The organism is Enterobacter cloacae complex sp. GF14B (assembly GCF_004136805.1).
Lineage (GTDB): Bacteria > Pseudomonadota > Gammaproteobacteria > Enterobacterales > Enterobacteriaceae > Enterobacter > Enterobacter hormaechei_C.
Genome location: NZ_QFRV01000088.1, coordinates 1 through 15,195 on the forward strand (window position 1 = coordinate 1; position 15,195 = coordinate 15,195).

General features: G+C 55.7%; 14 protein-coding genes. 5 read left to right on the top strand and 9 right to left on the bottom strand.

From position 1 onward, the window contains the following. Nucleotides 1-166: 166 nt before the first annotated feature. From DD606_RS20960 to DD606_RS20970, 3 genes are all read right to left on the bottom strand, one after another. Complete coding sequence (locus DD606_RS20960; RefSeq protein ID WP_003861198.1) at nucleotides 167-1,489, bottom strand: MFS transporter; 1,323 nt, start codon at nucleotides 1,487-1,489, stop codon at nucleotides 167-169. 260 nt (nucleotides 1,490-1,749) lie between these two features. Continuing rightward, nucleotides 1,750-2,775, bottom strand: a complete 1,026-nt coding sequence (gene yhjD, locus DD606_RS20965) for an inner membrane protein YhjD (RefSeq protein ID WP_003861199.1) — start codon at nucleotides 2,773-2,775, stop codon at nucleotides 1,750-1,752. Nucleotides 2,776-2,825: 50 nt separating this feature from the next. Then, nucleotides 2,826-3,725: a LysR family transcriptional regulator gene (locus tag DD606_RS20970; protein ID WP_017384184.1), complete on the bottom strand. Its 900-nt coding sequence runs from the start codon at nucleotides 3,723-3,725 to the stop codon at nucleotides 2,826-2,828. A 119-nt stretch (nucleotides 3,726-3,844) separates the two neighbouring features. Between DD606_RS20970 and DD606_RS20975 the strand changes: the two genes are divergently transcribed. Together DD606_RS20975 and DD606_RS20980 are read left to right on the top strand one after the other, a co-directional pair. Further along, nucleotides 3,845-4,603 carry an SDR family NAD(P)-dependent oxidoreductase gene (locus DD606_RS20975; protein WP_023323855.1) on the top strand — a complete coding sequence of 253 codons (759 nt, stop codon included), beginning with the start codon at nucleotides 3,845-3,847 and terminating at the stop codon, nucleotides 4,601-4,603. Between the two features lie 173 nt (nucleotides 4,604-4,776). Next, nucleotides 4,777-5,379, top strand: a complete 603-nt coding sequence (locus DD606_RS20980) for a response regulator transcription factor (RefSeq protein WP_003861204.1) — start codon at nucleotides 4,777-4,779, stop codon at nucleotides 5,377-5,379. On the opposite strand, the gene DD606_RS20985 is transcribed toward DD606_RS20980, so the two are convergent. Together DD606_RS20985 and DD606_RS20990 are read right to left on the bottom strand one after the other, a co-directional pair. Next, nucleotides 5,358-5,696 (bottom strand): lysozyme, encoded by a 339-nt coding sequence (locus DD606_RS20985; protein ID WP_003861206.1) that lies wholly within the window; start codon nucleotides 5,694-5,696, stop codon nucleotides 5,358-5,360. The two genes, DD606_RS20980 and DD606_RS20985, sit on opposite strands and share 22 nt — an antisense overlap. Nucleotides 5,697-5,773: 77 nt before the next feature. Next, nucleotides 5,774-6,307, bottom strand: a complete 534-nt coding sequence (locus DD606_RS20990) for a GNAT family N-acetyltransferase (protein ID WP_048241695.1) — start codon at nucleotides 6,305-6,307, stop codon at nucleotides 5,774-5,776. A 146-nt stretch (nucleotides 6,308-6,453) separates the two neighbouring features. Here DD606_RS20990 and DD606_RS20995 point away from each other — a divergent pair, with 146 nt between their 5' ends. Continuing rightward, the gene (locus DD606_RS20995; protein WP_063855672.1) at nucleotides 6,454-8,040 is read left to right on the top strand and encodes an STY4199 family HEPN domain-containing protein; all 1,587 of its coding nucleotides are present in this window, start codon (nucleotides 6,454-6,456) and stop codon (nucleotides 8,038-8,040) included. A gap of 47 nt (nucleotides 8,041-8,087) precedes the next feature. Here DD606_RS20995 and DD606_RS21000 read toward each other — a convergent pair whose 3' ends face one another. The 4 genes from DD606_RS21000 to DD606_RS21015 all read right to left on the bottom strand — a co-directional run bounded on the left by DD606_RS21000 (nucleotide 8,088) and on the right by DD606_RS21015 (nucleotide 12,703). Continuing rightward, nucleotides 8,088-9,737 (bottom strand): alpha,alpha-trehalase, encoded by a 1,650-nt coding sequence (locus DD606_RS21000; protein WP_003861211.1) that lies wholly within the window; start codon nucleotides 9,735-9,737, stop codon nucleotides 8,088-8,090. A gap of 241 nt (nucleotides 9,738-9,978) precedes the next feature. After that, entirely contained in the window at nucleotides 9,979-10,266 is a 288-nt protein-coding gene (locus DD606_RS21005) for a hypothetical protein (RefSeq protein WP_003861213.1), read from the bottom strand. 171 nt (nucleotides 10,267-10,437) lie between these two features. Then, complete coding sequence (gene gorA, locus DD606_RS21010; protein ID WP_063855671.1) at nucleotides 10,438-11,790, bottom strand: glutathione-disulfide reductase; 1,353 nt, start codon at nucleotides 11,788-11,790, stop codon at nucleotides 10,438-10,440. A gap of 70 nt (nucleotides 11,791-11,860) precedes the next feature. Beyond that, nucleotides 11,861-12,703, bottom strand: coding sequence for a 23S rRNA (adenine(2030)-N(6))-methyltransferase RlmJ (locus DD606_RS21015; RefSeq protein WP_063855670.1), 843 nt, complete (start codon nucleotides 12,701-12,703; stop codon nucleotides 11,861-11,863). A gap of 206 nt (nucleotides 12,704-12,909) precedes the next feature. On the opposite strand from DD606_RS21015, the gene prlC reads away from it, so the two are divergent. Both prlC and DD606_RS21025 read left to right on the top strand, forming a co-directional pair. Continuing rightward, on the top strand, nucleotides 12,910-14,952 hold the full coding sequence (gene prlC, locus DD606_RS21020) for an oligopeptidase A (RefSeq protein ID WP_047731208.1): 2,043 nt from the start codon (nucleotides 12,910-12,912) through the stop codon (nucleotides 14,950-14,952). Between the two features lie 7 nt (nucleotides 14,953-14,959). Beyond that, nucleotides 14,960-15,195 (top strand): class I SAM-dependent methyltransferase (locus DD606_RS21025; protein ID WP_176691455.1); only part of this gene is annotated, 236 nt, incomplete at its 3' end.

Below are 15,195 nucleotides of genomic sequence, written 5' to 3' on the forward strand. Positions count from 1 at the left end.
GGCTGGGGTGAGGGGGAACATACGGCTCTGGTGGTCATTCCGTTCACTTTATGTTCCTTGCTACTCTGTCACGACATGACCGGTGAACGTGCCAGGGTGGCTCAGTCGCCACCACCCTGGCGACCCGCCCTCTCGGCGCATCCCCGCGCCTCGCCCCGGCATTCACTTACAGCGCCTGATGCTTCGTCTCATGCGTCAGCAGCAACGCAATCAGCGTCAGCGCTGCCATTGCTGCCAGATAGACACCCACATAGAACAGGCCATAGTTCGCCTGAAGCCAGGTGGCGATATACGGGGCTACCGAGGCGCCCAGAATCGACGAAACGTTATAGGAGAACGACGCGCCGGTGTAACGCACTTCAGTCGGGAACAGCTCCGGCAGCAGCGCGCCCATTGGGCCAAAGGTCAGCCCCATCAGGCTCAGGCCAATCAGCAGATACGCCATCACCAGCGCAGGGCTACCTGAACCCAGCAGCGGCGGGAAGACAAACAGCGCGAACAGAATAATCAGGGAGGTGATGACGATCATGCTTGAACGACGGCCAAATTTATCCGCCAGCAGGCCCGCGATAGGCACCATCACACCAAATCCGATGACCGCCATCATCAGCATCCACAACACTTCGTTACGTGGCAGGCCCAGGCCGACCGGCGCGGCGGCAGTACTGAAGGTCATGGAGTAAACGGTCATGATGTAGAACAGCGTGTAGGTCGCCAGCATGATGAACGTGCCCAGCACGGTCACGCGGAGGTGTTTGGTCAGCAGCGTCCCCAGCGGAACTTTAACCTGCTTTTTCGCCGCGGCGACTTTAGCAAAGACCGGCGTCTCGTGCAGCGACACGCGCACGTACAGGCCAATCAGCACCAGCACAGCAGAGAAGACGAACGGAATTCGCCAGCCCCAGCTCATGAACTGTTCATCGGTCAGCAGCCAGGAGAGGAGCAGGAAGGTGCCGTTAGCAAAGAAGAAACCAATCGGTGCGCCCAGCTGCGGGAAAGAGCCATACAGGGCACGCTTGCGCGCCGGAGCGTTTTCGGTCGCCAGCAGTGCCGCGCCGCCCCATTCCCCGCCCAGCCCCAGACCCTGACCAAAGCGCGCTAGCGCCAGCAGCACAGGCGCCAGAATGCCGATAGTTTCATAGGTCGGCAGCAGGCCGATGGCGACGGTGGAGATCCCCATCGTCAGCAGCGAGGCAACCAGCGTCACTTTACGGCCAACGCGATCGCCAAAATGCCCAAAGACCGCTGAACCAATCGGACGCGCAACGAAGGCGATAGCAAAGGTGGCTAAAGACTGTAGCGTGGCTGCCGTCGGGTCGCCCTGAGGGAAGAAAATATGCGGAAAGACAATGACCGCAGCGGTGGCGTAAATATAAAAGTCGAAGAACTCAATGGCGGTGCCAATCAGCGATGCGACGACGACTTTATTGCGCGAGTTGACCGGAACGTGTTCCGCCCCTTCGTTAAGTGTGGTGGCTGTTGCTTGCATAATATTTTCTTATTTTTGGACGAACGAAGGGCCATATTAGGCATAGCAAAAGCGACATTTCAATCTGTAACAAAGGCGTGGTGTGGTCATAAAAGCAACAAAAAGCGGATAATTTTCAGACCAGCGAAAACACTTCTATGAAATGCTTCACACTTTTTAAATATCAGTCATTAAAACTGGTTTTGCGTTAAATAAAAGTTACGGACTGGATTTATATGCTGAAATGGCGGATCGGGCTGAAATATCAGCCCGACAGGACATCAGCGGTGGGTTTTACCCGGCATGCGCGGGTCATCTTTATACTCAGCCGTGGCGATCCACGCGGCGCAGAACAGCGTCAGGCGAGCGAAGAAATAGAAGAAAGCCATCAGCCCCAGCACCGAACCAAAGGCCGCGCCGGAGGGCGACTTCACCAGCGACGGCAGCGTATAGGTCATCACAATTTTGATCACTTCAAAGCCAATGGCGGCAATCAACGTCCCACGGATCAGTGCCTTCTTGCGCGGCCGATGGCGGGGCAAACGCCAGAAGATCCAGAAGAACAGCAGGTAGTTAGCAAAGATGGAGATGGCAAGCCCTATACCGCGCCAGGCCGGTTTCAGCCATTCAATGTAATCCAGGTACAGCGCGGAGATAATCATCTGCTGCGCGGAACCGGCGACCGAGGTGATAGAGAGCGTGATGACCAGCGCCACCAGCAGCCCAATCAGCGAAATAAAGTCGCGCAGATACTTCACCCATATCTTCTCCTGATCCTGCGGCCTACGCTCCCAGACGTCACGCGACTGGGCGCGAATAGCCTCACGCAGGTTGCCCATCCAGTTCACCCCGGAATAGAGCGCAATCAGCAACCCGACGATACCCACAGTGGTACGCTGCTGCACGGCGGTGTTGATGGTGCTTTTGAGCGTTGTGGCGAGCGTCTGGTCGCTGACGTTGGTCAGGATCTTATTGAAGATGTCCTGCAACAGCGTCGGGTGAGACGCCAGCACAAAACCGGCGGCGGCAAATGACACCATCAGGATGGGGATCATCGACAGGAACGAGAAATAGGTAATCGCCGCGCCAAACTGATTTCCCATGCGGTCGTTAAAGCGCTCAGCGGCGCGTATCAGGTGAGCAATCGCGGGTATCTGCTGAATTTTTTCGGCTATGCCGGTCACGGTACCCAGCGCTTTGCTGGCCGTTCCAGGCTCTTTCGGCGCTTCAGGCTCGTTATCCATCTTTTTGATGGGTTCATAATCTAAATGTTGAGTAGGTCGTTGCGGGTTATTTTCCGGCGTCACGCGCATTTTCCTTTTCGTTGAGCTGGATGTTACTGAATTATAGCTTGCGACTAGTCCACGTAACCTTTTGTGAGTTCGGTAAGCCACTCCATAAACACATGCACCCGACGGGAGAGGTTACGGCGGTGGGGATAAATGAGGGAGACGGGCATTGGTTCAGCCCGATATTGCGGCAGGATCTCAACGAGTTTTTTCGTGCGCAGGGCATCACGCACCCCGACGCGCGGGACCTGAATAATGCCAAGCCCGGCGATACAGGCGGCCTGGTAGGTTTCCGTGCTATTAACCGTCAATACGCCCCCCGTTTTTACCCACTGGGTCGCGCTGCCGTTGTAATACTCAAAACCCTGCGGACGGGTGCCCAGCGTGGCGGAGTAGTGAATGAGGGCATGCGAAGCCAAATCGTCCAGCGTCTCAGGGTAGCCGAATCGCGTCAGATAATCCGGGCTGGCGCAATTAATCACCGAGAGTTTCCCAAGCGGCCGGGCGATAAGCCCGGAGTCCTTTAAGTTTCCCACGCGAACCACGCAGTCAAATCCTTCGCGGATGACATCGACCAGACGATCGCTGCTACTCAGCTCCAGTTCAATGCCGGGAAACTGTTGTAAAAATGCAGGCAGTTTCGGAATGACGACATTTCGCGCAATGGCAACGGGCATATCCACACGTAGCCGACCACTGATGGTTGAAGGGTCGTGCAGAAACATGCCGTCCAGTTCGTCCAGATTCATCAGCAGATCTTTGGCGCGCTCGTAATAAACCATGCCGTCCTGCGTCAGGCTGACGCGGCGGGTAGTGCGGTGCAGCAGCTGCGTGCCCAGCGCGTTTTCCAGTGCCTGGATCTGTCGCGATACGCTCCCCTTCGGCAGGCTTAACGTCTCCGCCGCGCGGGAAAAACTCTCCAGTTCCGCGACCCGAAGGAAAAGCTGCATTGCGTGTATTTTATCCATAGATGTTGGTCATTGTTGTTAAGAATGAAACAGTGAAGCGCTCACGGCACTATTTATTGATTTTCTACCATCTAATAAGCTCTTTCTCAATCTTCATCACAGCCGAAACGAGGTGAATTATGAGTGAACGTATTGCTTTAGTGACGGGCGGTAGCCGCGGCCTGGGTAAAAATGCCGTTTTGAAGCTGGCCGCGGAAGGGACAGGCATTATCCTCACCTGGAACAACAGCCAGCAGGAGGCGCAGGAAGTTGTGCGCGAAATCGAGGGAAAAGGCGGAAAAGCGGCAGCATTGCAGCTTAACGTCGGCGATACGGCAAGCTTTTCGCGCTTTGCTCAAAAGGTGAAGGATACCCTTAAACACGTCTGGCAACGTGACACCTTTGACTATTTAGTGAACAACGCAGGTACAGGGTTATATGCACCCTATACCGAGACGACCGAGGCGCAGTTTGATGATGCGATGAACATTCACTTCAAAGGACCGTTTTTCCTCACGCAACAGCTGCTGCCGCTCATAAAAGACGGAGGGCGGATCCTGAACGTCTCCAGCGGACTGGCCCGTTTTACTCAGCCCGGTTCAGGAACCTACGCGGCAATGAAAGGGGCGATGGAGGTGCTGACCCGCTATCAGGCAAAAGAGCTTGGCGCGCGCGGAATTTCCGTCAATATCATCGCGCCCGGCGCGATTGAAACCGACTTTGGGGGCGGGCGAGTGCGGGATAATGCGGAGCTTAACCAGCTGCTGGCCTCGCAGACAGCGCTGGGACGCGTGGGCCTGCCCGATGATATTGGTGACGCCATTGCGGCGTTGCTCAGTGACAAACTGGGCTGGATGAATGCGCAACGTATTGAAGTTTCAGGCGGTATGTTTCTGTAATGTTCAGTCTTAAGGGGAAGGAACCCTCTTAAGGAAATCCTTAAAACAGGTATGTCTAAATGCTGGAAGATATAAAGAGAGCTGGGTGATTTGTAACCTCTCCATTCATTGAGTTTTTTCTTAAAAAATGCCTCTGTAGAATCCCCCTTCGCTATTCTCAGAGGAGTAAAACGATGCGAGTAATCATGTTTGACAGGCAGTCATTATTTATTCATGGAGCGATGTATAGTTTGCAGAAGTTAATTCCGAAAATAGATATGACAGGAACTCGTCAGACTGATGAATTATGGGCGCAATTATCCGCGTCACCCTCCGCTATCGTCATGATAGATGGGTATTTAATTCGTGATAATGGTGTGGCTTTACTGGAAGAGATTATGGATCGCTTTCCAACGTCGCGCGTGGTGTTGGTGTTAACGAAAAAAGAGCGGCGTTGGGTTGAGCAAATGTTTCAGCGCAACGTGGTGGCGATAATTCCTCGCAATGCGAATCCCGAACGCTTTTCCGCAGTGCTGGATTCTGTATCGCGAGGAATGGTCTGTTTTCCCGGCGAGTGGCTGAAGCAGCACACCTCTCAGGATGAACTGGCAGTGTTAAGCGAGCGCCAGCGTGAGGTATTGAAGTTACTGGCGGCCGGAGAGTCCAATAAAGAGATTGGACGTAATCTCAATATCAGTGCGGCAACGGTAAAAGCCCATCTTGAGACGCTTTTCCGGCGTCTTGATGTCAAAAACCGGACGCAAGCTGCGATGTACTACACCCGGGCGACGGCCTGAAGGATCTTCTCTGGCAGAGGGGACTCTTCCCCAAAACTGAAGAGGGTTAATATCAGTGCGTCATGCTGCTGTTGGGTTAATGGGCGTTTGTTCATTTCCCGCAGCAGCGCCTCACATAATTGAATATCATTACAAAGCAAATTCTCCGCCTCAGTCGGCGTGATGAGACCGTTAAATTTTTCCCACTGGCGAATTACGTGACCATAACCTATAACCCATATTCCCTTTTCGTCACGGTATTTCTCCAGGGAAAGACCCTGTTGTTTTTTAATTAATGCGATTGCAGCAGAAGATATCTGCATTGCATAACCCGTCATAAGCGTTTCCTCTTAATGACGCGACTATAGAGGAAACGCCGCCGGGGAAATATCCGCCAAATGGCTGTTGATCAGGTTTAACTGAACGGGAATTCCTTTTTCAGTAAACCGAATAGCCAGTCGTTATGCCATTGCCCTGAAAGGAAATAACTCTCGCGCAACTCACCTTCCAGCTGAAAACCTGTTTTTTCCAGCAGTCGCCTGGAGGCGATATTTCCCGCCGTCACGGTCGCGGTGAGCCGACGGATATTGCCCTGAGTCAGCGCAAAATTACACACAGCCCGCAGAGATTCAAAGCCGTAACCTTTCCCCTGCGCAGAAGGCGCAAAGAGAAAACCGACTTCTGCACAATCTGCTTCCCGGTGCACATATCCGGTTACGCCCAGCGGCGTATGGCTGGCCGTCTCACGCACCATAAGGCAGAGCCAGTGCGAACTGCCCGGCGTCCACGGCAACAGACGAGACTCAAAGGCTTCCCGAATGTCCGCCTCGCTACGCGCAGGGGCGACATAACGCATTACCTCAGGATTTTGCTGTAGCGACAGAAAAAAGGGCCAGTCTTGCTCTTGCAGCGGCGAGCAGGTGAGACGCGCGGTGGTTAAGGCGGGCATGACGATCCTCCGGAGACATTGCAAATGATTATAAGGTTGTCACTTTATTTCAACAGAAAGTCAGGTATGTTTAACCTCATATAAATAAAAAGAAAAACGACTTTTAATGCCGCTTTAGCGGTACTCATTGTCTCTCAAGGAAAACAATGATGATTAGCTCATCTCATCATACCCGCGAACAGTTTGAACACTGTCTGGCGGCGATCCGTCAGGCGTCTGTTGAAATTTTACTTCTGTTGAATGTACATGTTTCTGAAGGAAAAGATCCACGCTGGTTTTTGGAGCAACTGGATAGCGCCCGCCTGGGGCTGGGCGGGTGGGGCGCTGTAGCCAGGAAGCTGAACCTGAATGATGCGGAAATGACAGCCTTTACGCTGCAATTACGCTTGCTTCAGCAGCGCGTTCCCCAGTATGAAAGCGGGCAGGATGTCAGCGAAAACCAGCTGATTGCGGCGATGCGCTTCGTCACCTCCCTTGAATATCTGCGTCTGCAACAGCCCCTCCTGACCTACGAAACCGGGAGGATGCCAGAGAAGGAGAGCCAGCTTCAGGCGCAGAAACAGGTGCGTGCCATTGAGCTGATGATTAAAGGGCTGATACAGCAGGCGTGGCCCGATCCGGTGCGGCTGAATAATCATCTTAAGACCTTGTTTAACGCTGAACGCGTGCGTCGCTGGCTGAAAAACGGTGAGATTAATGATGTTCTGAGCGGCATGTTGTTCAGCGAACTGGCCCAACTGCTGGTGGATAAAAAAGAATTTAGCCGCTACTACGCGCCGCTGTTTAACGCCCCGGACATGCTGACGCTGCTGGTAGAGCCCCGCAAAACCCTGCAAACCTTCCTCGAAGATATTCGACAAATCCGCAACAGCATCACCGTGCAGCAGCCGTTAAGCGGAGCGCAAATCCAGCTGCTCGACTGCTATTACACGCAGATCACCCGCTCCGTTCAGCGCGCGTTTGAGGAAGGGCGGACACGCGTTAACCCGGCGGCGCTGATGGCGGTGGACGAAAGCGAGCTGCACGCGTTCTGGGAAAAGGCGCAAAAAATGGACCGCACCACAGGCGGCGATCTTTTTGAAGTGCGCGACAGTATAGAAAAACCGACTCAGCGTGCCACGCGTACGCCAGAGCAGCGCGAACAGCTGATTTCCGGCGTGCTGTGGGGAGCGGTTGGCGTGATGGTTATCGCGATTGTCGTGGGGGGATTCTGGCTGGTGAACAGCAGTAAACCGCAGCCGGCTGTGGCCAGTACGGCATCTCCCGCACCGGTGCAGGAGATGCGCGAAACGCCTTCCTCGCGAGAAACGCTGACGCGGATGGGTGTCACCTGGGATGAAAACAACTTCCGTTCAGCGATTAGCCGCAACGATACCCGGGTGGCGCTCCTGTTTTTGCAGGGCGGGATGGACTGGAAAATGTCATGGACGGAGGAGGCGTTGTCGGCAGGCTACGACGATGTGCTGGAAGTAATGTTGCGCTACCGCCTGCAAATGACAGAGCAAAAGCCCTGCCGACGCTTTATTAATACGCTTAGCCATGCGATGGCGAACGGGGAATCGCTGACGCCTATGCGTAAGCAGTACCTGAAAGCATTCTGTACCGTCCCTGCGGTGGTGAAACGCCAGCAGCACGACGCCGATATGGCAACGCGCCGCGCGAAGACGCAGCCCGATGCCAGCACAAAAAAATGGCAGTCCATCCAGACTGCCATTTATGAGGTGATTCGTTAACTTTTCCCTCTCCCCTCAGGGGAGAGGGTCAGGGTGAGGGGCAAGGCTCAAGGTTCACCATATAACCCAATCAACCGCCGCACCACGCCATTCGTCCAGCCGAAGCCATCCTGCAACGGATACTCCCCCCCGCCACCTTCGCGTGGCGTGCTGCTGGCGATGTGGTACTTCTCAATCAGCTTATGATGGGTTTTGTAGTAATGGTTCACCGTGTGCAGCCAGCTCCAGGCGATCTCATCTCCCAGCGAGTCGTTGCCGTACTGCTTGAACCCCTGGATCGCCATCCACTGGAGCGGCGCCCAGCCGTTCGGCTTATCCCACTGCTCCCCGGTTTCATATTCGGTGGCGAGAATACCGCCCGGCGTGAGCAGACGGGCTTTAACGGCATCGGACAGCCGTTCAGCCTGCTCATGCGTCGCCATGCCCACATACAGCGGCACAATGCTGGCCGCAGAGAACAGCGCCAGGGCTTCACGCCGCCAGTCGTAATCACGATAACAGCCGTTCTCTTCGTCCCACAGATAGCGGTTTACCGCCGCGCGCCGGTCGCTGGCTTTCTGGCGGAACAGATCAGCCGTCTCTTTATCCCCTTTCGACGCGGAGATATTGGCGATAGCGCTCTCCAGTTTGAACAGGAATGCGTTCAAATCGATGGGGATAAATTGTGTTGTGCGGATGCTGGCCAGCCGCGCAGGATCGCGCAGCCAGCGGGATGAGTAATCCCATCCTGAGGCTGCCCCGGCACGCAGGTCACGGTACACCTCGTTCGGCGGACGACCAGAATGACGGGCAGTTTCAACGTCCTCGATCCACGATTCATCCCGCGGCGTATCGCGATCGTCCCAGTAACGGTTGAGCAATGAGCCATCCGGCATACGAACCGCACTGCGATAGGCCTGATTGAGCAGCAGCGATTCCGCCCCGTCCATCCAGAAGGCGTACTCCATCTTGAGGTGCTCAAGATAGCGCTTCGCCCCGCGCACGCCGTCCTCTTCAAACAGCTCCACCATCAGGGCAAAAACGGGCGGCTGGGAGCGGCTGAGATAGTAGGTGCGGTTGCCGTTCGGGATATGACCGTAGCGCTCAATCAGCCAGGCGAAGTTATCGGCCATACATTTCAGCAGATCGTTACGACCGCTTTCTGCCAGCCCCAGCATGGAGAAGTAAGAGTCCCAGTAGTAGGTCTCGCTGAATCGCCCGCCGGGCACAATATAGGCCTGCGGCAGCGCCAGCAGCGACGACCACGGGATGTGATCCTGCGGCTCGCGCGTCAGCACCGGCCACAGATTATCGATATGTTCTTTCAGGGACAGGCCGGGATCAGAGACGTACTCTTTGCTGTAGTCCTCCGGTAGCCAGAAGTGATTCTCCACAAAGCGCGCCAGGTCAAAATCACGGTGGCGACGCACCTTGCGATAGCGGATCAAAATATCCAGCGGATCCATCTTCGGCGCGCAGTCGGGAAAGGTTTTGCTGTCCGCAAACAGCCGCGACGACTGGACGTGTTCAAACAGTTCAAGGTAGCGGTCAGCGGGCGTAAGGGCATCGGACGCCGGCAGCCCTTCAATCATTTCCGGTTCCGGCTCTGCCTCGATCATCTCATCCAGTTTTAACTCACAGGGATCGGTTTCATAGCGCAGCTCTTCTGCAATGTCGAACTCGATATCCTCGGCAGTCTGTAGTTTCTGGTTGAACATGGTGTTCAGGACCTCCGGTTTTTGTCGTAACAAATACGGGTTTTTCCCGGCTATCTTTTAAGCGTAGACATTCGCTTCGGTTAATGCGGTGCGAAGTGTGCGGTAGATCACGCTTTCAAAATGGATTTAAACACGCTGAAAATCAGATATCCCTTTGATTATGAAATCATTAAATCAGAATCTTTGGAAACAGAGCAGGAATAAAATTCAGAGCATTCGGTATTCTGCATATACGCAGGGATTAATGTGCCTGACGCGCATTGCCTTGAAGGCTGTTGGCGGTTTGATTGGCTTTCTGGCTGGCGCCTTCGCTTTTATCCATCGCCTTGCTGGCCGCTTTTTCTGCATGGGCGGCGCTGTACGCAGCCAGATGGGAAATCACGATAGCGTAAATGCTCATTAACGACACCCACAGAATGCTGTTTTTCCACCACAACAGGGTAGGAATAGTCAGTATCGCCCATACCAGCGCGAGAACAAGGTGCATTTTGGCCATCAGTTTTGCGGTGATCTTTACGTGCATTTTCATATTTCTAATCTTTTTCCGTAGTAACAGGCGAACGCGTAGCGCTTTCTAAGATTAGTTAATTCCACCGCGGGTAGCGGGTTATTTTGTTACCGTTTGTACACCCGTTGGGTTTACCTGCCCAGGGCATAAAAAAACCGGCCAGTTGGCCGGTTTTGTTGCGGATCAGACCGATCAGCGCATGGTCACAAATTCTTCCGCCGCAGTCGGGTGGATTGCCACGGTGTTATCGAAGTCTTTCTTCGTTGCGCCCATCTTCAGCGCCACCGCGAAGCCTTGCAGAATCTCGTCCATGCCGAAGCCAATGCCGTGGATGCCGACGATCTTCTCTTCCGGGCCCACGCAGACCAGCTTCATGCGGCACGGCTGACGGTGCGAGGTGACCGCGGTATACATCGCGGTAAACGCCGATTTATACACTTTCACCTGATCATCGCCGTACTGCTCACGCGCCTGCGGCTCGGTTAAGCCGACGGTACCGATTGGCGGGTGGCTGAAGACCACGGTCGGAATGTTGCTGTAATCCAGATGTTCGTCCGGCTTGTTGTTAAACAGACGCTCGGAAAGACGACGCCCCGCCGCCACGGCAACCGGCGTCAGCTCTACGGCGCCGGTGTTATCACCGACGGCATAAATGCCCGGTACGCTGGTGTTCTGGAATTTATCAACGACAATGTAGCCTTTTTCATTGGTTTTCACCCCGGTTGCGGCCAGGTTGAAGTTGTCGGTGGCCGGTTCACGGCCAATCGCCCAGATCAGGCAGTCAACGGTCTGGCTGCGGCCATCTTCCAGCTCCAGCGTCAGGCTACCGTCCGCATTTTTCACCACCGCTTTTGGCACGGCGTTGGTGTGCAGGGTTGGGCCTTCGGCGTTCATCACCTCGACCAGCGTGTCGACGATCAGCGGGTCAAAGCTGCGCAGCGGCGCGTGTTTACGCACGAACAGGTGCGCTTCCGCCCCCAGGCCGTTAATCACGCCGGCCAGTTCAACCGCAATGTAACCTGCGCCCACAATGGCAACGCGTTCTGGCAGAGCAGGCAGCTCGAAGAACCCGTCGGAGTCGATACCGTATTCCGCGCCCGGAATGTGCGGGTGGCTCGGACGGCCGCCGGTGGCGATCAGGATACGATCGGCGGTGATCGTCTCGCCGTTCACTTCGATCGTCTTCGCATCCACGAAACGGGCAAAGCCGCGGATCACGTCGACGTTATTCTTGCCCAGCACGTTATCGTACGAGGTGTGAATTCGGTCGATGTAGGCGGTACGGCTGGCGATCAGTTTATCCCAGTCGAAGTGGTTGATGGTGGTGTCAAAGCCGTAGTCCGGGCCATACATATGGATAGCTTCACGGATTTGCGCGGCATGCCACATCACTTTCTTCGGTACACAACCCACGTTCACGCAGGTGCCGCCGAGTTCTTTGGCTTCAATCAGCGCACACTTCTGGCCGTACATGGCTGCACGGTTGATGGAGGCGATGCCGCCGCTGCCGCCGCCGATTGCGATGTAGTCATAATGCTTAGTCATAGCGTTGTCCTTAATCGTGAATTGCCGCGATTGTATACCTGAAATCAATAGTTTCCACCGATGGCTGCGATTACTCCGGCACGATCCAGCTCACGGTGGCGTGACCCGTACCGGCTGGCACCAGCGTTTTGTGCAGCCACGGCAGCACGTTGTTCATCTGTGCTTCGAGCTTCCACGGCGGGTTAATGACGATCATGCCGGACGCGGTCATGCCGCGCTGGTCGCTGTCAGGGCGCACCGCCAGCTCAATTTGCAGGATTTTGCGAATGCCCGTCGCTTCGAGGTCTTTGATCATGCGTTTAATTTGCGCGCGCAGCACCACCGGATACCACAGGGCGTATGTCCCGGTGGCGAAGCGTTTGTAGCCTTCGTGAATACCCGTCACCACCGCCTGATAGTCGGTTTTGATTTCGTACGGCGGGTCGATCAGCACCAGGCCGCGACGGGAAACCGGCGGCAGTTTGGCTTTCAGCTGCTGGTAACCATCGGCTTTGTCCACGCGGGCGCGGTTATCTTTCTGAAACTCAGAACGCAGCAGCGGGAAGTCGCTCGGGTGCAGCTCTGTCAGCTGAAGGCTGTCCTGCTCGCGCAGCAGCTGGCGGGCAATCAGCGGTGAACCCGGGTAGTAACGCAGCTGGCCGTTGCGGTTGAAGTGATTCACCACGCCAATGTACGGCTCCAGCTCGGCAGGCAGATCGTCCTGCTGCCAGATACGCGCAATCCCTTCCAGATATTCACCGGTACGCTCGGCATGCTCGCCGCTCAGCTGATAACGGCCCGCGCCCGCGTGGGTGTCCAGATAAAGGAACGGTTTATCCTTTTCTTTAAGCGATTCGATGATCAGGCTCTGAACGGTGTGTTTGAGGACGTCGGCGTGGTTGCCTGCGTGGAAGCTGTGGCGATAACTGAGCATGGGTAATGATATTCCGCTGAATTGACGATTTGCCACAGTTTACAGCAGAACGGCACAGATTACCCGCAGGCCCGGTAAGCGCAGCGCCACCGGGCGTTTTTCGACAACCTTCGGCATTGAAATCCTCTACACTTAACCCCATTACTGAACAATATGCACAGCGCCGGATGCGCGCTTCATTCACCTATTTCAACAGGACAGCGTTTATGACCAATCCATTACTGACGCCTTTTTCGTTGCCACCGTTTTCTAAAATCCTCCCTGAGCATGTGGTTCCGGCCGTTACCCAGTCGCTGAACAACTGCCGTGCGGCGGTAGAAAACGTGGTCGCGCAGGGCGCGCCGTACACCTGGGAAAATCTGTGTCAGCCGCTGGCCGAAGTGGACGACGTGCTGGGGCGTATCTTCTCCCCGGTGAGTCACCTGAACTCGGTGAAAAACAGCCCGGAGCTGCGTGAGGCCTACGAACAGACCCTGCCGCTGCTCTCTGAGTACAGCACCTGGGTCGGTCAGCATGAGGGGCTCTACAAAGCCTACCGCGACCTGCGCGACGGCGACCACTATGCCGAACTGAACACGGCGCAGAAAAAATCGGTCGATAACGCCCTGCGTGATTTCGAACTGTCCGGGATTGGCCTGCCAAAAGAAAAACAGGTTCGCTACGGCGAAATCGCCGCGCGCCTGTCCGAGTTGGGCAACCAGTACAGCAACAACGTCCTCGACGCCACCATGGGCTGGACGAAGCTGATTACCGATGAATCTGAACTGGCGGGTATGCCGGAAAGCGCGCTGGCGGCGGCAAAAGCCCAGGCCGAAGCGAAAGAGCAGGAAGGCTTCCTGTTAACGCTGGATATCCCAAGCTATCTGCCGGTGATGACCTACTGCGACAACCAGGCCCTGCGCGAAGAGATGTACCGCGCCTACAGCACCCGCGCCTCCGATCAGGGGCCGAATGCCGGTAAGTGGGACAACAGCCCGGTGATGGCGGAGATCCTCGCTCTGCGCCACGAGCTGGCACAGCTGCTGGGCTTCGACAGCTACGCGGATAAATCCCTCGCCACCAAAATGGCTGAGAACCCACAGCAGGTGCTCGACTTCCTGACCGATCTGGCGAAACGCGCCCGTCCTCAGGGTGAAAAAGAACTGGCTCAGCTGCGCGCCTTTGCGAAAGCGGAGTTCGGCGTGGACGAGCTTCAGCCGTGGGATATCGCGTACTACAGCGAAAAACAGAAACAGCACCTCTACAGCATCAGCGACGAACAGCTGCGTCCGTACTTCCCGGAAAACAAAGCCGTTAACGGCCTGTTCGAGGTGGTGAAACGCATCTACGGCATTACCGCGAAAGAGCGTACCGACATCGACGTCTGGCATCCGGACGTGCGCTTCTTCGAGCTGTATGACGAGAAAAACGAGCTGCGCGGCAGCTTCTATCTGGATCTTTACGCGCGTGAAAACAAACGTGGCGGGGCGTGGATGGACGACTGCGTGGGCCAGATGCGTAAAGCGGATGGTTCCCTGCAAAAACCGGTCGCCTACCTGACCTGTAACTTCAACCGCCCGGTGAGCGGCAAACCTGCGCTGTTTACCCACGATGAAGTGATCACCCTGTTCCACGAGTTCGGTCACGGCCTGCACCACATGCTGACCCGCATCGAAACCGCTGGCGTCGCCGGTATCAGCGGTGTGCCATGGGATGCGGTCGAGCTGCCAAGCCAGTTTATGGAAAACTGGTGCTGGGAGCCGGACGCGCTGGCATTTATCTCCGGCCATTACGAAACGGGCGAACCGCTGCCGAAAGAACTGCTGGATAAAATGCTGGCGGCGAAAAACTACCAGGCGGCGATGTTCATCCTGCGTCAGCTGGAGTTCGGCCTGTTCGACTTCCGCCTGCACGCCGAGTTCAGCCCGGAGCAGGGGGCGAAAATCCTCGAAACCCTGGCTGAGATTAAAAAGCAGGTCGCGGTTATTCCAGGCCCGACCTGGGGACGCTTCCCGCACGCGTTCAGCCATATCTTCGCAGGCGGGTACGCCGCAGGCTACTACAGCTACCTGTGGGCCGACGTGCTGGCGGCGGATGCCTTCTCGCGCTTCGAAGAAGAGGGGATTTTCAACCGCGAAACCGGTCAGTCGTTCCTCGACAACATCCTGACCCGCGGCGGTTCAGAAGAGCCTATGGAATTGTTCAAACGCTTCCGTGGCCGCGAGCCTCAGCTGGATGCGATGCTGGAGCATTACGGAATCAAAGGCTGATTGCTACGTGAAGATCTGCTTAGTAGATGAAACAGGCGCCGGGGACGGCGCCTTATCTGTTCTGGCGGCCCGCTGGGGGCTGGAACATGATGAAGACAACCTGATGGCGCTGGTGATGACGCCGGAACATCTGGAGCTGCGCAAGCGCGATGAGCCAAAGCTTGGCGGGATTTTTGTCGATTTTGTCGGCGGCGCGATGGCGCACCGGCGTAAGTTCGGCGGCGGTCGCGGCGAAGCGGTGGC